Here is an 18,827-nt window from a genome sequence, read left to right on the forward strand (position 1 = left end):
GATATATCGAAATAATCGTCGATATATTTTAATTTACTCTCGAATCGTTTAGAAAATAATAAGGGGCACCCTTCAAGGAGGTGCCCCTTCCGTTTATTTCGTAAACTGTGCTTCTTCCGTAGATCCTTTTAGCGCTGTCGTTGATGATGTACCGCCTGTAATAACTTGCGCTACTTCATCAAAGTAACCTGTTCCTACTTCCCGTTGATGACGTGTTGCGGAGTAGCCGTGTTTTTCAGCTGCGAATTCTGCTTGTTGTAGTTCAGAGTACGCTGCCATGCCGCGCTCTTTATAGCCACGTGCTAATTCAAACATGCCATAGTTTAATGAGTGGAATCCAGCTAGTGTTACGAACTGGAACTTATAACCGTAAGATGCGATTTCTTTTTGGAAGCTCGCAATTGTTTTCTCATCTAGTTTTTGTTTCCAGTTGAATGAAGGTGAACAGTTATATGCAAGTAATTTCCCTGGATGCTCTTTATGAATTGCGTCTGCAAATCGTTTTGCATCTTCTAAATTCGGTTCAGATGTTTCACACCAAACGAGATCTGCATAAGGAGCGTATGCTAAACCACGTGCAATCGCTTGATCAAGACCTGCTTTCGTACGGTAAAATCCTTCCGGAGTTCTTTCTCCTGTAACAAATGCTTTATCAACCGGATCAATATCGCTCGTAATTAAATCTGCTGCATCCGCATCTGTTCTTGCAACAATAATGGTCGGCACTCCCATTACATCTGCCGCAAGGCGTGCCGAAATTAAATTACGTACCGCTGTTTGCGTCGGCAGTAATACTTTTCCTCCTAAATGGCCGCATTTTTTCTCTGATGATAATTGATCTTCAAAGTGCACACCTGATGCACCTGCTTCAATCATACCTTTCATCAGTTCAAATACGTTTAATTGTCCGCCAAATCCTGCTTCTGCATCTGCTACAATCGGTACGAAATAATCTGTATCATCGCTTCCTTCCATATGCTGAATTTGGTCCGCACGTTGCAATGTTTGATTAATTCGTTTTACTACAGCAGGTACGCTGTTCGCTGGATATAAACTTTGGTCTGGATACATATGTCCAGAAAGGTTCGCATCTGCTGCTACTTGCCACCCACTTAAATAAATTGCTTTTAGTCCAGCTTTTACTTGCTGCATCGCTTGGTTCCCTGTTAATGCCCCAAGTGCGTTAATGTAATCTTCCGTATGAAGCGATGACCAAAGCTTTTCAGCACCGCGGCGCGCTAATGTATGTTCAATATCAATCGATCCGCGCAGGCGAATTACATCTTCTGCCGAATATGGACGTGTGATCCCTTTCCAACGCGTATCTAATTCCCAGCTCTCTTGTAATTTCTCGATTCTTTCGTTTTTCATTTGTTCCATCCCCTTTTCAATTTTTATAAAATTTCATAACCTGGTAATGTTAAAAATGGTACGAATTCATCATTCCGAACGAGATTTGTAAACAACGTTGTCGCCTCTTGGAATCTCCCTTTCTTAAAGGCTTCTTTACCAATCTCTCTTTCTATTTTTGCTAGCTCTTCTTCTTTTAGCTCTTCCATCAGTTCAAGCGTAATATTACGACCGTCGTTTAGCTTTCCACCTTCATGGCGAATCCATTGCCATACTTGTGCTCTAGAAATTTCCGCTGTTGCCGCATCTTCCATTAAGTTATAAATTGGTGCTGCTCCCCGTCCGCTTAACCAAGATGCGATATATTGAATGCCTACGCTAATATTTAGGCGAAGTCCCTCTTCTGTAATCGTTCCCACTGGTACTTCTAATAAATCCTTTTCTGTAACATGTATTTCTTCACGTTTTCTAAAAATTTGATTCGGTGTTTTCATAATGTGATTAAATACTTCCATCGCGACTGGTACAAGTCCCGGGTGGGCAACCCAAGTCCCGTCATGGCCGTCTAAAGCTTCGCGCTCCTTATCTGCACGCACTTTTTCAAAAGCTGCTTCATTTGCTTCTAGATTGTTTTTAATCGGAATTTGCGCTGCCATTCCTCCAATAGCTGGTGCATTACGGCGGTGACACGTTTGAATAACTTTCAAAGAATATGCGCGCATAAACGGCGCCGTCATCGTGACTTGCGCTCTATCTGGAAGTAAAAATTTATTATGATTACGGAAACTCTTTAGAAAGCTGAAAATATAATCCCACCTTCCGCAATTTAACCCAGCAGAATGATCTTTAAGTTCATACAAAATTTCATCCATTTCAAACGAAGCGTGAATCGTTTCCAGTAGTACCGTTGCTTTGATTGTTCCGTTTGGAATACCGATATATTTTTGAGCAAATACGAAAACATCATTCCATAACCTTGCTTCTAAATGACTTTCCATTTTCGGTAAGTAAAAGTATGGACCGCTTCCTTTTGCTAAAAGAGCTCTCGCATTATGGAAAAAATAAAGTCCGAAATCTACTAAGCTACCAGACATATTCTTCCCATCAACTTGCATATGTTTTTCTTCTAAATGCCATCCTCTTGGACGCACAATTAATACTGCTGTTTTACTATTTAAACGATACTCTTTTCCGTTTTCATTTTTATGTGAAATCGTTCCCTTCACAGCATCTCGTAAGTTTATTTGTCCTTCAATTGCATTCTCCCAAGTTGGTGAATTCGAATCTTCAAAATCCGCCATAAAAAGATGTGCTCCTGAATTTAAAGCATTAATAACCATCTTTCTATCTACCGGTCCAGTAATCTCTACGCGGCGATCCTCTAAATCTTTTGGCAATTTGGCAATTGTCCAATCCGCTTCACGTATGTGCTTTGTTTCTTCTAAAAACTTCGGAAACTCTCCTGCATCAATTCTCTTTTGTTTCTCCGCACGCTTTTGTAAAAGTTCTATGCGGCGCTCATTGAAATTTTCATGTAGTTCCTTTAAAAAACTAAGCGCCTCAGGTGTCAATATTTCGTTGTACGCTGGTAACAATTCTCCCGGCAGTGTAACCCGTGAAGTTTGCGTCGACATATTAGCATCCCCTTCTTAAACTGTTTTATAACAGATTTGATTTTATGTTTTATATTATATAACAAATCTTCAGAAAAGGAAGTTTTTTTTGAAAATTCATTTCGTTTTTTTTCAAAATACCTTTCTTTCGCGCTTTATCCCATACAAAAAGGCCACTGTTATACAACAATGACCTTTTTGTATTATTTTTCAAATATTACTTTACTAGTTAAACCTTATTGCTGTCCTTGTTCCATATCATGCAAAATTGCTTTGTATAAAAACTGTGCGTATTTCTCTCTTTTTATTTTCATGGATGGGCCGAATTTATTATCTCCGATTCCCGCTGTAATACCATTTGTTTGTATTGCACTAATTGCATTCTTTGCCCATGAATTTGCTGAAACATCATTAAGCGTATGAGATCCCTTCGCCTGTAAATCAAAAGCATTTGTAAGCACTCGCGCCATTTCCGCACGAGTTAACGTTGCTTTCAGTCAAAAGTTTCCATGCTCGTCTCCCATAAAAATTTCTAGTTCCGTTAAAGCTAATATCTCTTCAATCAAGTTTGTTGAGTTTTCATCGATATCCCCATATGGGTTTTCATATTCCTCTTGTTCTTCTATATCAAATACACGATAAATTAAAGCTGCCACTTGCTCACGTGTTGTAAGGTCTCCAACACCATACTTTCCATTTCCGTATTCAACTATAATTTTATTATAAGCTAAATCTAAAATGGCATCCTATGCCCAAAATCCGTATGGAACATCATCAAATACGATCATTTCCGGATATTCTTCCGCTTTTACAGGGGCCACATTCGTCCCTGCAAATATACCGCCTACCATTGTCGCAATCATCATTACACCCAATATTTTTTCTTCATTGTCCTCTCTCCCTATTTCTATTTTATGTTAAATAGAAAAATAATAGATAATACGAAGTTATCCATACTACATATGAAGTATTTTCAAATAAAATGAACTTCATTATTTCAGGAGTATTAATTTGTTGGTGAATGTAAGATAAAATGCAAATCTTCTAGAAGAACCATTTCGACTACCTCTCTGCTTTATACCTCCTTCTTTCTTATTTCAAAAAGGAAGCTTTCACATCTAAGGTACTATATATTAAAAATTCTACAATCTCTTTGTGAACTCCTTTACATTTTTAAATTTCACTTTATTGACACAAAAAGAAGCAAATAGTATATATATGCGTCTTTTCAATATCATTTTATTCAAATTACAAAGTAGCACTTTCCTTCATCGATAAATCCTTCTCTGTTCCCTTGCGAAAAGTAAATGCCATTCCTACAAATATAAGAACAATCCCTACTACTTGCATACTAGTCGGTCTAAATCCGGTAAATACTGTATCTAATAATATTGCAACCGCAGGATCTAAAAACACTAATACAGAAATTAATCTCGTCGATAAACCTCTTAAACTGTCAAAAAATAAGTAGTATACAAATCCCGTATGTATAAGTCCTGTTGCTGTAATCATCATCCAGTTCATCTCTGTTAACCCTTGAAACTTGCCAAAATCTACGAATGGTAGCAATAAAAATATACCTAAAAACGTTTGTAAAAATGTCATCGCATATGCGCTCGTATGCTGAATTCCTTTTCCTAATAAAGTGGTAAAAGCATAAAATAACGCTGCAAGAAGTGCCCATACCATTCCAGATGACATTAATTTCTCTAACGACATACTACCGTCTACTCCAGCTACTAAAACGGTACCGATAAAACAAATGACAATGGACATAACCGCGAATACTGTAAGTCTCTCTTTAAATACAATACTACCAATCATTAATACGATAATGGGTGCAAGATGGTACACTGAAATCGCAATTGTAATCGACATAACTTCAAACGCTTTAAATAAAAATACCCAGTTAAAAACGAGAAATACGTCGCATGCTAATATTTGCATTACTTCTTTTTTATTCCATTTCTCACTTTTATACTGTCCTGTTACGAGCCAACACAATGCTAAAAATATAGTTGCACAAATGCAACGAACGAATACTAATTCAAAAGACGGTAAACCTGTTTGAGTAGAAAAAAATCCAATTGATCCGAAAATAGACATCGAAAGGATCATTTTATAGCCGGTATTGATTTTTTATTGAACACCCTTTCTCTCCTCCTATAAACTATCTTTTACAAATGAAAAATCTCCAAAACATTACGTATTATTATATATTAAAATCGGAAAATTATAAAAAACATAATATATTAAGTGATAGCTGCACAAAATTCCCATAAAAAAATCATCCTTTGTTATATAGGATGATTTTTTTATGGGAATTTTTCTATATTGAAACTTAAATATACTACTACTTTTGAAGAGTAAATTGGGCAACTATTTGTTTTAATCCCCCTGCTGCATTATGCATATGTTCAATTGAAACCGAGATCTCTTGAACAGATTTTTCTTGCTGTTGAATAGACTCTTTTACCCTATCAGTGCGGTCAGATGATCTTTGGGATATTTGAGCCATGTCTTCTGCAGAAGCCGAAATCTCTTCACTACTCGCTGCAATTTCATCTGTAGACATAGATACCGTTTGAATTTGCTCAGATACTTGCTGTACTTTTTCTGTAATTTTTCCAAATACTTTTTCTGTATGCATTACTACTTGTGTACCTGCCTGTACCTCATTATCTACTTTCCCCATCATATGTACCGTATGGTTCGTTGTTCCCATAACTTGAGTAATAAGCTTCTCAATTTGTTTTGCAGAATCACTAGATTGTTCTGCTAATTTTCTTACTTCATCTGCCACAATTGCAAATCCTCTACCACTTTCCCCAGCACGTGCAGCCTCAATTGCGGCGTTTAATGCTAATAAGTTAATTTGAGAGGTAATGCCTTGCATAACATCAATGATTTTAACAATTTCTTCTGATTGTTCTTTCATAGTCTCTACTTGTTTCACACCGTTATGTACTGAATTTTGGATTGTATCCATCTGTTGAATCATTTGTTTCATTAATTTGTTACCACTCTCTGCATCTAATGCTGATTGAGCAGACAATTCATTTACAGAGGATGATGTATTCACTATACTCTGCATTCCTTGTGTCAACTCTTCCATCGCACCCGCAGTTTGCTCCATTGCCTGCATTTGGCCCTCTGCGCCATTTGCAACTTCTTCAATATCTATAGTGATTTTCTTCGCTGCACCACTAGATACTTCCGATGCAGATACTACTCCGTCTGCATGTTGGAATAAAAGCTGAATATTATTCTCTACTTCTTGCATATTTGTTCTTAGCCCTGCAATCATTTCGTTAAAATCACTTACTAATACACCTAATTCATCCTTAGCATTATACTCACCATGTACAGTTAAATCTCCTTCTTTTGCTCTTTCCATCATACGACTAACCGTTTGTAAAGGTGCAACTATAAGCTTGCTAATAATATAACTTACTATACATATAATGACTGTAGTAACTACTACAAGAATGATAAAAGTAATAACGGACCGATCTATCATTTTTTGAGAATCTTTAAATACTTGGTCAGCTAAATTTGAAACATACGCTTCTAGATCTACAGCATAACTAGCTAACTCTACTCCCTTCGGTTTTAATTCCTTATGAAATTCGTTTACCATTTGAGATTCATTTGTTACCTTCGCTTTATCAAACAACTTCTTATATGTCTCCATATAACTTGGCAAAGATTCCTTCATCTTCTGAAACAGCTCATCCTCTTGCTTACTTAAATTGAAGCCATCATCATATTCTTTCAATAAAGAATCATATTTTTCAAGATCCTTTTCAATATTACCAATAATCCCCTCTTTATTTGTCCCCTCATTTGGTGACGCTGTAATTAATTCTAGTAAGTTATACTCTAGTGAATTTTGTGTACGAAGCATTCCTTCTAATAAAACTACAGAATGTTGATAATCATCTACTACAACCTCTGTATCATGCTTAATCTTATTAATAGAATTAATTGCTACGCAGCTCATAATTACCATGCTCAATACTGCTAATGAAATAAGTGATAATAATTTATATTTCACTTTTAAATTTTTTAAAAAATACATTTTTTCACCTTTATTCCTTTATATATGGATTTTTAGAATTTTATAGCTTATTATTCACAAAATCTCAATAAAAAGCAATGATAAATATTCCCAATATAAAACTTATATCTCTAAAAAAGAAGTAGCATAATCGCTACTTCTTTTTGCTTTGTTTCTCATATTGTTCAAACGTATGAATTCTTTCGAAAATTGGTGGATGTGTGTATAAGAAAAACTTCACTAATGCAGGCGGATTTACTTGGCTTAAACTCGTTTTTGATAAATATTGAAACGTTTTTACGCCAGATGCCCCATCTTTCGTCATATCTAAAGCATATTGATCTGCCGCTCGTTCTTCTATACGAGAAACATAGTTTGTTGCTGGCTGTGATGCAAAAGAGAGCACAGAAGAAATTAAGAAAAATAAAGGTAAAATTGAGAAACATGCTACTTTTGAAAGTTGCAGCGTATCCCCCCATTTTCGAATACACATATTTATAATACGGCTAATGAGATACATACCTATAAACGATAGCAATACATAACTCGCAACGCCCCAATATATATGTTTCATAACATAATGCCCCATTTCATGAGCCATTATAAATAAAATCTCTTTATCTTTTAATTGCTTAAGCGTTGTATCCCACATTACAATACGGGCGTTAGGACCAATTCCTGTTACATATGCATTTAACGCATTCGTTTTCTCTGACATATTTACTTCATACACGTGTTTAGCAGGAATATTAGCTTTGTCTGCTATCGCTAAGATTTTCGTTTCTAATTCTTTATTTTTTAGCGTCGAAAAGTCGTTATAAAGTGGATCAATAACGACAGGCTGTATAAATGTTAAAAAGATTGTAAATGGAACAGAGAGCGCCCAGCCTGCTAGCCACCATCTCTTCGGAAATTTACGGATGAGCCACAGAAGAACGGTAACTACGATTAGCATAGTCGCATAACTCTCCCAAAAACCAATAACGTGATCTTTTATCCAGCTTTGTGTACTTTGCGTTGAAATGCCGTAATCAACGGACACTTTTCGGCTAATCCATTGCATCGGCAGGGCAAGAACTGTTGTGAGTAGCGATAAATAAAAGAAATAAATCGCTACTTGCAGGACACTTATTTTCGTCGTTTCCTTCGACCATTTCTCGAACTTCCTTGAAACACCGAGCACAAGTACAAATAATAAAATAATCCATTCAAGAGGCGTCGCTAAAAAATACAGTAAGTTTTTCACGCGCGAATAATCTTGGCTTAGCGTAAGCTCTCTTGCATTCATAAACGTTTCTGGATCTGCACTCGTTCCTTTATACATGTCCGGAATCAGTTCATGATTCCATCCAAATAAATACCAATATATAAGCAACGCAAACCCAACGTACAAAAAAAGCGACCACCCAATAACCTTCCTCACGCTATTCCCTCCTCTATGCTGCCTGTCTATTATTATTGTAAGTTCGTACACGCTAAATTAGAACAAGCTTATTACGCGAATTGCTCGAGAACCTTCTATTTATATAAAAAAACTCTTCTACAAAAAGAAGAGTTTTACCTACCTTTAGACACTTTCTTCGGTTCATACTCTGGGATAAGAAACGTACTTACAACCCAACATACTAAACCAGCGCCTTTTACATAGCGTATATATTCATAGTCTTGAAAAAATAACGTCGTTACAATAAGCGTAAAAAATCCAATTAAAACTAGTACGTATCCTATTTGCTTCTTAGATAACATAACGCGTCCCCTTATGGAAGTACATCCACTAATAAACTAAAATCTTGTAAAGAAAAAGAACTATATTTCATAATACCTTGCACTGCTAAAAGTAAAATAAGACCGGTCACACACATATAATTAACGCTTTCTTCACTCTTTTTTTCAGCAACTATTCCGCCGCTTATACATAATATTCCTAACAAATGGAGTGCTAAATACATAAAGAAATAAGCTTCCTCCCAGCGAAGAATAACATTGACTGTCGTTATCAACACTATGCTAAGCACAATCAAATAAAAAAACTTATTTGATGATATTGTTTCATTCATATAATTTTATACATCCCTTTCAAATTTCGAATTAATGATGTTTCAAAGCTATAAAGTAAATGATTATTTTCATACTATAAAACAAAAGGAAAGCCACTATTACTTTCTCGAATACTTTATGGATCCACATATACTTCTCTTCATTTCTTCTGAAGATGCGCTTCATCATTTCTTCTACAATTAGACCAAATATTAATAAAACCCCTAACACAATAAGAAGAGAAATAATATTTTCTTTTAAATAAGTACTAGAAAATAAATAATACTCTGGAAACACAATCGTATCTACTACAGGTTGCATCCAATGACAAACGCTTTTATCACACATATCTGTAAGAGAAGTAGACTCTATAATTTCTTTCAATATTTTTTCAAACGTTTTCTTCATCTTACTTACCCTCCACTACGTCTGAAAAACTCTTTTCCTGCTCTACATATATAGCTGGCATTTCTTTACTCCAATATTTGCGGTTAACAAATAAAAAGATGAGTACTAAGTTTAATCCCGTTATAAAAATAATAAGTCCTGGAAAGAACGTCGTATAATTTGAGAAATCTGCAAAACTCATTATCTCTTCTTTATTTATTAAAAAAGATGCACCGATTACAAACGCATTGTTTAACATGTGAATCGCAATTGGCATAAGTAAACTATTCGTACGAATATATACGATTGATAGTACAACGCTAAATACTACTGCACCTAGGAAATCAACATGTAACAACGCAAACAACATCGCTACTACAATGATCGCTATACTCGTTCCCCATTTTGCTGCAAAGCGTTGCAGCAAAAATCCCCGAAAAACAAACTCACCAATAATTGGTGCGATGAATACGACCATAATAAACTGATATACAAATCCCCCTGTGCTATCTATAATCGGTTCACGTAACGCGTTCATAATAAATTCCGGTGTAATCCATGCAAAGCTATACATGTACAAAATAAGATATCCGTAACTAAACACGCCTAACATAAGTGCAATGTATAAAACTTGCACCAGGTTAAATGTTTCATTTTTATTAATAAATAATGAAAAGGAAACACGGTGTTTTCTATACTCATAATAAATCCACGTAATCGGAAGGATATAGAATATAAGAATATTTATAAAAGTAGAATTTTGCATATGAAATGTATTTTCTATCAATTCATTACTGGCTCTTGCAACTAAAGTTAATAGTGCAAATACAATTAAAAAATATCTAGCTCGCATCGTTTGAAACGGATTCACACTCATCTCCCCCCTATGTTCCTTTTATCATATCATTTGATTCTTAATTTTTTGTGAAAGAAAACCTTAAAATTTCCTTAAAAATTCCATAAGTTACAGAAAGATGATATGATATTCGAGGAAATTAGGAGGGATTTTTTATGTATCAAGCAAATATTTTGCTCGTTGATGATGAAACAGCAATTTTACAATTACTAACTACCATTCTTGAAAAAGAAGGTTTTTCTCATATTACAACTGCAACATCCGCTGAAATAGCGTTATCTCTCACTGAGCAAAACGATTACGATTTAATTATTTTAGATGTCATGCTTCCTGGACAATCTGGTTTTGATATTTGTCCGATCATTCGCCAAAAAACTGATTGCCCTATCTTCTTCCTCACAGCTAAAACATCTGATTTAGATAAAATATCTGGATTTTCACACGGTGCAGATGATTATATTACGAAGCCATTTAATCCACTTGAAGTAGTAGCTCGTATGAAAGCACAACTCCGTAGACATATGAAACAAGCTGTACCACACGAACAAAAAGCACACTCCAGTTCATTTGGTAGATTTGAAATTGATCGATATTCCGCAGAGCTTACAGTAGGTGGACATGTTGTCGAATGTTCCGCCCAGCTATTTCAGCTATTACTCTTCTTTTGCGAGAATCCGAACTATGTATTTTCGAAAGAAGAAATATACGAAAAAGTTTGGGGAGCACCTGCCTATAATGGTGATGACAATACCGTTATGGTCCACATTCGAAAACTACGTGAAAAAATTGAACAAGACCCAAGTAAACCAGAATATATAAAAACTGTTCGCGGACTTGGCTATAAGTTCATTACAAAGTAGGGTGACGATATGAACTTTAATAAACGACTTATTATCCAGTTTATTCTGCAACACGTATTTGTTTTAGTTACATTACTAATTGCTGTAGTAGCTGCTTTCACTTATTTAATTTTTCTTGTTACTAGCACTTCATACGAACCAAACATTCCAGACTCTGATAATTTTGTGATTGCAAGATATATCTCTTCAGAAGATGGCGATATTTCATTAAAGGCTGAAGTAAAAGACTTAATTAAAGAGAAAAATGATTGGATTCAAGTTGTAGAGGAAAACGGAAAAGTTCTCTATCACTTTAATACGCCAAATGACGTACCGACATCCTATACGAAAACATCTTTATTCTCATATATACAGAATCATATAGAAAGCCCTTATACATTTACATATTGGGAAATTGAATTAGAAGAAAAAAACGTACTTGTTATTTACGGCGGTACGTTAAAAAGCAATGGATTACTGAAATCAATCCAGAAAGAGCACCCTTCTGTATCTATGGATACATTCACATTAACAGAAGATGAAAAACAGTTACTTTCTAAAGAAAAAGCAACGCTTCAAATCTTTAATAGTGGCGGCGAAGAAGTATTCTCCTATCCAGATGGAAAGAAAAAAACGTTTTCTGCCATACAAGCTGCTCTTAATGCAAAAGAACCGTGGAATCATAAAGAAAACACGTCTAGCTTTTACGACACAAATAGCAATCATCTTCTCGTTGTAACTGCCAAAAATGAGCACTACTACCCAGATGATGAAATAGAAGATGTATTTGCTAAAAAGTTTCTAATCGGATGCGGATTAATCCTTCTTATCGTATTTGTTTATTTAGTCATTCTTTCTATTTGGTACGGTAATAAATTTGGAAAGCCGTTATTACATGCGATGCGCTGGCTTAAAAATATAGCTGGCGGAAAGTACGAAGAGCCTGTTAGTAAAAAAGGGAAACCTGTCAGGTTCCGGCGATCCGGTAAAGAAAAATGGTCATTCCGCTTATTTAGTGATGTGACAAATTCACTAGAGCACCTTTCTATTACACTCAAAAAAAATGATGCGATGAGGCAAGTACTACAGCAAACTCGTGAAGAATGGATTACTGGTCTCACACACGATTTAAAAACGCCACTAAGTTCTATTTATGGCTACGCATTATTACTAGAATCACAGCAATACAACTGGACTGATCGTGACATTCAACAATTTGGCAGCGTTATGAAAGAGAAATCTCAATATATGACGACATTAATTGATGACTTAAGCTTAACGTATCAATTAAAAAATAATAGTCTTCCTGCGCAGCACGTGAACATTGAAATGAATCAATTCGTCCAAAAAGTATTATTACAATTTATTAATAATCCGACACTCCAAAATCAAAATATTGAATTCGTACCGAGCTCAAATAACATTCAATATTTCATTGAAGAAAAATGGTTCCAGCGTATTATCGAAAATTTACTCGTAAACGCTGTAAAACATAATAATGAAACGACAAACGTCATCGTAAAACTTTCGCAAAACGAAAATTCATTTACACTCTCTATTTCAGATAATGGAAAAGGAATGGATGACAAAACGAAAGAACTTCTTTTTGAGCGATATTACAGGGGAACAAATACAGAAGAAAGCAACATCGGAACTGGACTTGGCCTTGCTATCACGAAACAGCTCGTTCATGCTCATAACGGAACAATTTCGATTGATAGCGAACTTGGAAAAGGAACGACGATTATACTTGTGTTCCCGTTTCGTTCGTAAAAAAAGCGCTAGATGGCGTCTTTTCTTGGGGCGGAGTTCAGCGGTAAATAAAATTATATCAGCGATTTTCAAGAAATATCGACTTACCGACAAAATTCGTCAAATATAGTAGCCTATATGAAAAAAGCGAACCACTCGGTGGCTCGCTTTTCTTTCTATTATTTCTTCTTCACCGGTATCCAAAGTTCAATTTGAGCGAACTCACTTTTATCTGCATGGGAACGCTCATCGTATAGCTCAAACTCATTAACGCCGCAATGTTCGTATCCTGAATGCGGGAACCATTCTGAGAATACGGCATTCCACGTTTGGTGGATAGACGATACCATTTCTTCATGAGGAACTTTCGGCGTTGTAAATACGGCATATGTTGCTGCTGGGAAAGTACGCTTCGCAACTTCATTTGGTACATTTTCAAAGCCTGTAACTTCCATTCCGATAATATAAGTGAAGTCGCCCGTTTCTAAATTAAAATCAGTACATAATCCAAGCTCTACCCATTGGCTCGTATCTTTACGATTCGGAATCGTTGTTCCAAGATCTTTCTGTAAATATTCTTGCCAAAATGCTGGGATGTCTTGATGGTTTTTCCCTTCTTTACTTGTCGTCTTCAGTTCATAACCTGCCATTAAAAATTCTGGTTTATTTACAATACGATATTCCATTTGTATGCCTCCTAAATACGGATTTAATTTTCTTTGCTTTACATTCACGCTGTAATACATCGGTGTTTCAATTTCTTGTTTTCGATATTCACTCGGTGTCATTTGAAATATTTTTTTAAAGGCTCTCGTGAACGTTTCGTGAGATTGAAAGCCATGCTCAAATGCGATATCAATAACTTTTTCATCCGTATGAGAAAGTTGATAAGCTGCCCGGGCTAACCTCCTCTTTCGAACATACTCCATTACTGTATCACCTACTAACGCCTGAAATACACGATGAAAATGCGACTCAGAAAAACCTGCAATACGTGCTAAATTACGCAGCGTCTGTTTTTCCATTACATCTTCTTCAATATAATCAATGGACCTTTGGATTTGTGTTTCATAGCTTTCCATCTCTGTTCACCCGCCTTATATGTATTATGATAAAAGAGAATCCTATCCAATTCTTGACGTTTTTTACTATAATTCCATAAAACATTGTAACTTTTTTATATGTATTTCGTTGTTATGTATGAAGGGAGGGAAATGTAGTGAAACGCAAACAATCATTAGAAGAAATTTACTCCGAGCATATGCAAGATTTATTTTGCTATCTTCTCTCCCTAACTGGAGATTCCCACTACGCGGAAGATCTCATGCAAGAAACATTTTATCGAATGCTCGTCCATATTGACTATTATAAAGGAGAAGAAATTAGGCCGTGGTTATTTACGATTGCCTACAACGCCTTTATCGATTGGTATCGAAAAGAAAAAAGATATAAAAAAACGACAATTACAGAATTCCATTTACCAAACGTACCAAGTACAGAGCACTCTTATTTCGTAAAATATGAGATTGCTAGTTGGTTAGACAGCTTATCTTCTCTTCCCCTTGAAAGACGAAATGTCCTGCTACTACGAGATTACTACGGATTCTCGTATAAGGAAATAGCAGAAATGACTGGTCTCTCACTAGCGAAAGTGAAAATTGAATTACACAGGGGACGAAAAGAAACGAAAAGCATAAAGGAGTGATCAGGATGGGTTGTACAGAGTTTAAAAAACTATGGGAGAAGTACGAAAACGGAACGCTCACGCATGATGAACAAGAATTGTTAGAGAGTCATATTGAGACATGTGAAGAGTGTGAAGTTTACTTAGATGAGTTGCTTTCGAAGAGTGAACCAATAAAGAAAAGGCTACCTCCACAAAATCTTAAAGTCCCGTTTTGGAAAATAAAATGGAAACAGCGTTGGCAAACCGTTAGTTTTGTCCTTGCTGTTTGTATAGCAATCTATTTTGTTGGTCATTTTTCATCATCTTTTTACTTCTATAATATGAAAAAATTAGCTGAAGTAGATGAGATTCCAGCACTCGCACTAGAAGCAACAATGCCAAATAGTCGTTCCGTTGGAGAAAGTACGAAGGTTAAACCCTTTTTCCGTACAGAAAACGAAATGAATTTCTATAAAACAATCGGTAAAAAAGAATTTCCAATTGGTACAGTAACAACACGTAGTTTCTTATCGTCTGTTACTGTCAAAAATCCATCTTGGGAAAACAGAGCCTATTCAAAAAAACTTTCCTTTGTTCATCCAAAAATCAAGGAAGAAGCTTCTTTGAAAGAATCATCTAAAAAAGTGTGGGATACACTTGGAAAGATACATGAGGGAACAGTTGCAGAAGTAGCGATATCTTTCGATAAAGCTTACACTTTACAAGAAGTCGAATCCATTCTATATAGCGCATTTGAAGCACAAGAAATGCCGCCAACTCCGTTATGGTACGCTTTAGACACAGGACAAGAAAGAATAAATGAAGACGATTTTATCTTGCATAGCGGAGAGATTATCGGATTTCGAGAACATATAGACCTTCCTGATAGTGAAGCAGAACAACCGAAAACAAAAGAAGATGAAGTAATCGAAATGATGCGCATTCTTTCTGAACATAAAAAAATTGTGAGTGAAGCTACTCGGACTCGTGAAAAAGATCTGAACTTAGATAAGCGCTATCAGTACGTAAAAAATAACGGCGTTAAAGTATACGGCATGGTCATTACTGGCCCGTCGAAAGAGTTATTAAAATTACAAAACTCGCCGCACGTTCGTTATGCGACGCTTGGAGATATTGAGGTTTGGAATTGGTTTGATTATTAATGAGAAAAAAGAGAGCATCAAGAAGAGATGCTCTCCTTTTTAATCCGAAATCACTTTCACATACATCCCTCTCACCGCTTTTTCATAAGCGACCTCACTCATCTGTTTTATCTTTTCCGATACGACAGACGATTGAACAACTTCACCTTCACGAAGGAATGGAGGATCAATTAGACGGACTTTATTTTTCTGATACAAATCATAATCGTTTCTATCTTCTTTTACTTTTACATTCGAATGAACTTTTCTTAATAAAGCATGTACTTCTGGCTCACTACATTGCTGCAATTTCGAAATAAGCTCATCATCTTCAAGAAGGAAATCATCTGCATGAATAACCTTTTTATGAAGAGCTAACTTTAACGTCTTAGCTAACATATCATTTCCGTAAATATTCATTGGTTTCATAAAGAAATCGATTACTTCTTTGTAATACGTTTCTGTAAACCATTCTGCTACTTCGATACTTTGAAGAACCATCTTCCCATCTACTGCGATGACATCCTCTAAAAAACTGTGAACTTCTTCTAACGAAATATACCCGTATGTATACATATCTCGTAATGTATAATCCACTCGGTCTGCACATAATTCTGGTGCTGATCTTTCCAGTAATGTCCACTTCGAATCATCTAACAAAATGTCCTCATAGTTATAACCATACTTTGAAAGAATCACTGGAATTTCTGAGTTTTTCACGACAGAACTAAATATCTCTTCATGATAACTTTCATCCTCATTATGAAAAACGTAATCAATCACATGAGAAAAAGCAGTATGCGATACGTCATGCAGTAAACCTGCAATTTGTTCTTCTACTGAACCACCGAGTTTCTTCACTAACAACATAACACCAACTGAATGATCAAAGCGTGTTACATTCCATTTCTCGCTCACTAAATAACTTGCGCCGGCTTGATGAATGCCTTTCAGTCTTTGCACAGGCTTACTTAACATTAATTCTTCTACTACTTGATCTACTTTAAACTCACCGTATATAACATCTGATATAACCACTTATAATCCCCCTTTATCCCGCTTTAACGGGCAGTAAGACCCCACCTCAAAATTCAGCGAAAGCAAAGAAGTTAGGTGGGGGGCGGGCTGCCCATTAAAATCCGATTGGTGAAGGCTAATAATCAGTGGGGGATGAAGAAAACCCCCACTGATTAAAGTTTCACTTTATTTCAGCAGAGTCTTCTAATCGTACCTTTTTTATGAAATCGTCATCAATAAAAATTATAAATTTAAATATATAGATATCAAGTTATCATTATTGTATATTATACATGTCTGTTATTTCTTTTAATTCATTTATTTTTATTGAGCGCTCCTTATATGGAGCCTTTTTTTATTGAAAAATGTGGGGACTTTCATTCCAAATCGTGAACAGAACGCTAGAAATAGAAACGTACATATTCCGGCGAGAAAAAGGATAACATTGCCGGTTTTATTCTATTTTGATTTAATACAGGTATAACTATTAAGGGAAAGAGGGGGAACATGAAAAAGATTTTCTTCACCATTCTATTCATCATTATTGTATTAATTAGTTTAGGATATTGGAAATTCTTCACTTTATCTGGGCTTTCAGGCGGTCAGCAGATTCAATCCATACAATCCCCAGATAAAACGTATACTTTACATATATACAGGCATAACGGCGGCGCAACGACTAGCTTTGCTATAAGAGGAGAGCTTGTAGCAAATAATAAAAAATTTATGAACACGAAAAATATATACTGGAATTATCGTGAAGAAGATGCAACTGTACAATGGTTAGATGATCATACAGTGATGATTAATAAACATAAACTACATGTAGAGACGGACACGTATGATTTTAGAAAAAAATAAAGAGAAAAGGACTGACTTTTATCAGTCAGCCCTTTTCTCTTTATCCCGCTATTCAAACGTAACTTCCACCTGTACAATCTCAGATCTACTTCCAAGTCGAAGCGGTGGTCCCCAGAATCCGAAACCAGAAGAAACAATCGCGTGGAATGCACCTTTTTGTGCGTATCCCCAGTCTAATTCGTACATTCTTCTCGTTACAATATGATTCGGCGCCATTTGTCCGCGGTGCGTATGACCGGATAATAGTAAATCGACGCCAGCATCCGCTGCTTGTTTCAACTCAAATGGTTGGTGATCCATTGCGATAACAGGCATAGATTTATTTACCGTACTCATTAAACTTTCAAAACTTTGGCGATCTCGCTCTGTTTTATCTCTTCTTCCAACGATATAAAAATCATCTTCAATTGTAATCACTTCATCTAACAGAATACGAATATCAATCTTATCCATCTCTTGTAAAAATTCCGGAACCGCTCGTCCGTAATATTCATGGTTTCCTAACACACCATATACGCCTAGTGGAGCTTTCATTTGTTTCATAATTGGTCCCATATTTTTTTGAATGAACACACCTGGATGATCATCGATAATATCTCCTGGCAGTAAAATAATATCAGGCTCCATCTCATTTACATGACGGACAAGTCTTTTTAAATGCGCAACGCCCGATAATTTACCGAAATGCATATCAGAAGCCATCGCAATGCGTAAGCTTTTACGTCCCTCTACTTTTTTCGGGATGTGCACCTCATATTTTCTTACTACTGGGCTATATGCGTTGAATACTCCATACGCAAAAATAAAGATGAACGCAAGTAACACGGCCGTTCCTGTCCAAATAATTGCCGCTTCTTTCTCCACTGAAAACTGTAAAAGAAAGACCGTAATATCCGCTAACGGCAATAACATAAGCGCATATTGTATGACCGCAAACCAAATTGAACCGACCGTTCGTAGAAATGGCAGAAACTTAAACACTTGCACGAGAATGTACGCATATGAAATAAATCCGACTACGAAAGCGTAATATCCCCAAGATTCCCAGCCAAACACCGCATGAAGCCAAACCCAACCGTTCCAGCCGATGTAAAACATGAGTAGTGTGTATACAATTAACATAGTAAATATATTGAAATAACGAAGATTTTTCACAGCCAGCCTCCTTCTTGATTTCTTCTATTATATCTTGTTATGCACGTTTAACGTAAATATTAAGCACAATAAAAACCTCTAACTGCTAGATG

General features: G+C 35.9%; 16 protein-coding genes and 3 pseudogenes. 5 read left to right on the forward strand and 14 right to left on the reverse strand.

Going from position 1 to position 18,827, the window contains the following annotated elements; all coding sequences use genetic code 11:
- Window positions 1-93: 93 nt before the first annotated feature.
- The 11 genes and pseudogenes from aceA to MR115_RS18430 form a co-directional block, all read right to left on the reverse strand.
- The gene (aceA, locus tag MR115_RS18385; RefSeq protein WP_242242236.1) at window positions 94-1,371 is read right to left on the reverse strand and encodes an isocitrate lyase; all 1,278 of its coding nucleotides are present in this window, start codon (window positions 1,369-1,371) and stop codon (window positions 94-96) included.
- A gap of 23 nt (window positions 1,372-1,394) precedes the next feature.
- A complete protein-coding gene (gene aceB, locus MR115_RS18390) occupies window positions 1,395-2,984 on the reverse strand; it encodes a malate synthase A (RefSeq protein ID WP_242242237.1) in 1,590 nt (529 codons plus the stop codon).
- A 215-nt stretch (window positions 2,985-3,199) separates the two neighbouring features.
- Window positions 3,200-3,829, reverse strand: a pseudogene (locus MR115_RS18395) (S-layer homology domain-containing protein).
- 382 nt (window positions 3,830-4,211) lie between these two features.
- Window positions 4,212-5,113: pseudogene (locus MR115_RS18400) on the reverse strand (DMT family transporter).
- A gap of 203 nt (window positions 5,114-5,316) precedes the next feature.
- Window positions 5,317-6,270, reverse strand: coding sequence for a methyl-accepting chemotaxis protein (locus tag MR115_RS30320; protein WP_412678003.1), 954 nt, complete (start codon window positions 6,268-6,270; stop codon window positions 5,317-5,319).
- Window positions 6,265-7,044 (reverse strand): annotated as a pseudogene (locus tag MR115_RS30325) (MCP four helix bundle domain-containing protein); the annotation flags it as partial. The pseudogene MR115_RS30325 and the gene MR115_RS30320, both read right to left, overlap by 6 nt.
- 133 nt (window positions 7,045-7,177) lie before the next feature.
- Window positions 7,178-8,446 (reverse strand): M48 family metallopeptidase, encoded by a 1,269-nt coding sequence (locus MR115_RS18410; RefSeq protein ID WP_242242239.1) that lies wholly within the window; start codon window positions 8,444-8,446, stop codon window positions 7,178-7,180.
- Between the two features lie 134 nt (window positions 8,447-8,580).
- A complete protein-coding gene (locus MR115_RS18415) occupies window positions 8,581-8,769 on the reverse strand; it encodes a hypothetical protein (protein WP_163095225.1) in 189 nt (62 codons plus the stop codon).
- Window positions 8,770-8,780: 11 nt separating this feature from the next.
- Window positions 8,781-9,080: a hypothetical protein gene (locus tag MR115_RS18420; protein WP_061676514.1), complete on the reverse strand. Its 300-nt coding sequence runs from the start codon at window positions 9,078-9,080 to the stop codon at window positions 8,781-8,783.
- A 31-nt stretch (window positions 9,081-9,111) separates the two neighbouring features.
- Window positions 9,112-9,468: a hypothetical protein gene (locus tag MR115_RS18425; RefSeq protein WP_242242240.1), complete on the reverse strand. Its 357-nt coding sequence runs from the start codon at window positions 9,466-9,468 to the stop codon at window positions 9,112-9,114.
- Between the two features lies 1 nt (window position 9,469).
- Window positions 9,470-10,318, reverse strand: a complete 849-nt coding sequence (locus MR115_RS18430) for a CPBP family intramembrane glutamic endopeptidase (protein ID WP_061676516.1) — start codon at window positions 10,316-10,318, stop codon at window positions 9,470-9,472.
- A gap of 140 nt (window positions 10,319-10,458) precedes the next feature.
- Here MR115_RS18430 and MR115_RS18435 point away from each other — a divergent pair, with 140 nt between their 5' ends.
- Window positions 10,459-11,163, forward strand: a complete 705-nt coding sequence (locus MR115_RS18435) for a response regulator transcription factor (RefSeq protein ID WP_087979750.1) — start codon at window positions 10,459-10,461, stop codon at window positions 11,161-11,163.
- A 9-nt stretch (window positions 11,164-11,172) separates the two neighbouring features.
- Window positions 11,173-12,915 (forward strand): sensor histidine kinase, encoded by a 1,743-nt coding sequence (locus tag MR115_RS18440; RefSeq protein WP_242242241.1) that lies wholly within the window; start codon window positions 11,173-11,175, stop codon window positions 12,913-12,915.
- Between the two features lie 158 nt (window positions 12,916-13,073).
- Here MR115_RS18440 and MR115_RS18445 read toward each other — a convergent pair whose 3' ends face one another.
- Window positions 13,074-13,976 (reverse strand): AraC family transcriptional regulator, encoded by a 903-nt coding sequence (locus MR115_RS18445; RefSeq protein WP_071721586.1) that lies wholly within the window; start codon window positions 13,974-13,976, stop codon window positions 13,074-13,076.
- Between the two features lie 137 nt (window positions 13,977-14,113).
- Between MR115_RS18445 and MR115_RS18450 the strand changes: the two genes are divergently transcribed.
- Window positions 14,114-14,599 (forward strand): RNA polymerase sigma factor, encoded by a 486-nt coding sequence (locus MR115_RS18450; RefSeq protein WP_242242242.1) that lies wholly within the window; start codon window positions 14,114-14,116, stop codon window positions 14,597-14,599.
- 5 nt (window positions 14,600-14,604) lie between these two features.
- Window positions 14,605-15,723 carry an anti-sigma factor gene (locus MR115_RS18455; RefSeq protein WP_242242243.1) on the forward strand — a complete coding sequence of 373 codons (1,119 nt, stop codon included), beginning with the start codon at window positions 14,605-14,607 and terminating at the stop codon, window positions 15,721-15,723.
- A gap of 39 nt (window positions 15,724-15,762) precedes the next feature.
- On the opposite strand, the gene MR115_RS18460 is transcribed toward MR115_RS18455, so the two are convergent.
- A complete protein-coding gene (locus tag MR115_RS18460; RefSeq protein WP_242242244.1) occupies window positions 15,763-16,740 on the reverse strand; it encodes an HD domain-containing protein in 978 nt (325 codons plus the stop codon).
- A 486-nt stretch (window positions 16,741-17,226) separates the two neighbouring features.
- Between MR115_RS18460 and MR115_RS18465 the strand changes: the two genes are divergently transcribed.
- Window positions 17,227-17,580, forward strand: a complete 354-nt coding sequence (locus tag MR115_RS18465; RefSeq protein ID WP_242242245.1) for a DUF5412 family protein — start codon at window positions 17,227-17,229, stop codon at window positions 17,578-17,580.
- A 48-nt stretch (window positions 17,581-17,628) separates the two neighbouring features.
- Here the strand turns inward: MR115_RS18465 and MR115_RS18470 are convergent, their stop codons facing one another.
- Window positions 17,629-18,735 (reverse strand): metallophosphoesterase, encoded by a 1,107-nt coding sequence (locus tag MR115_RS18470; RefSeq protein WP_242242246.1) that lies wholly within the window; start codon window positions 18,733-18,735, stop codon window positions 17,629-17,631.
- Window positions 18,736-18,827 lie beyond the last annotated feature (92 nt).

The sequence above is a fragment of the Bacillus cereus group sp. BfR-BA-01309 genome, assembly GCF_022664315.1.
GTDB lineage: Bacteria > Bacillota > Bacilli > Bacillales > Bacillaceae_G > Bacillus_A > Bacillus_A mobilis.

Excerpts from the sequence above, each read along its gene's own strand:
- aceA (WP_242242236.1), bottom strand. The coding sequence starts at position 1,371 with ATGAAAAACGAAAGAATCGAGAAATTACAAGAGAGCTGGGAATTAGAT.
- aceB (WP_242242237.1), bottom strand. The coding sequence starts at position 2,984 with ATGTCGACGCAAACTTCACGGGTTACACTGCCGGGAGAATTGTTACCA.
- MR115_RS30320 (WP_412678003.1), bottom strand. The coding sequence starts at position 6,270 with ATGATTGCAGGGCTAAGAACAAATATGCAAGAAGTAGAGAATAATATT.
- MR115_RS18415 (WP_163095225.1), bottom strand. The coding sequence starts at position 8,769 with ATGTTATCTAAGAAGCAAATAGGATACGTACTAGTTTTAATTGGATTT.
- MR115_RS18420 (WP_061676514.1), bottom strand. The coding sequence starts at position 9,080 with ATGAATGAAACAATATCATCAAATAAGTTTTTTTATTTGATTGTGCTT.
- MR115_RS18425 (WP_242242240.1), bottom strand. The coding sequence starts at position 9,468 with ATGAAGAAAACGTTTGAAAAAATATTGAAAGAAATTATAGAGTCTACT.
- MR115_RS18435 (WP_087979750.1), top strand. The coding sequence starts at position 10,459 with ATGTATCAAGCAAATATTTTGCTCGTTGATGATGAAACAGCAATTTTA.
- MR115_RS18440 (WP_242242241.1), top strand. The coding sequence starts at position 11,173 with ATGAACTTTAATAAACGACTTATTATCCAGTTTATTCTGCAACACGTA.
- MR115_RS18445 (WP_071721586.1), bottom strand. The coding sequence starts at position 13,976 with ATGGAAAGCTATGAAACACAAATCCAAAGGTCCATTGATTATATTGAA.
- MR115_RS18455 (WP_242242243.1), top strand. The coding sequence starts at position 14,605 with ATGGGTTGTACAGAGTTTAAAAAACTATGGGAGAAGTACGAAAACGGA.
- MR115_RS18465 (WP_242242245.1), top strand. The coding sequence starts at position 17,227 with ATGAAAAAGATTTTCTTCACCATTCTATTCATCATTATTGTATTAATT.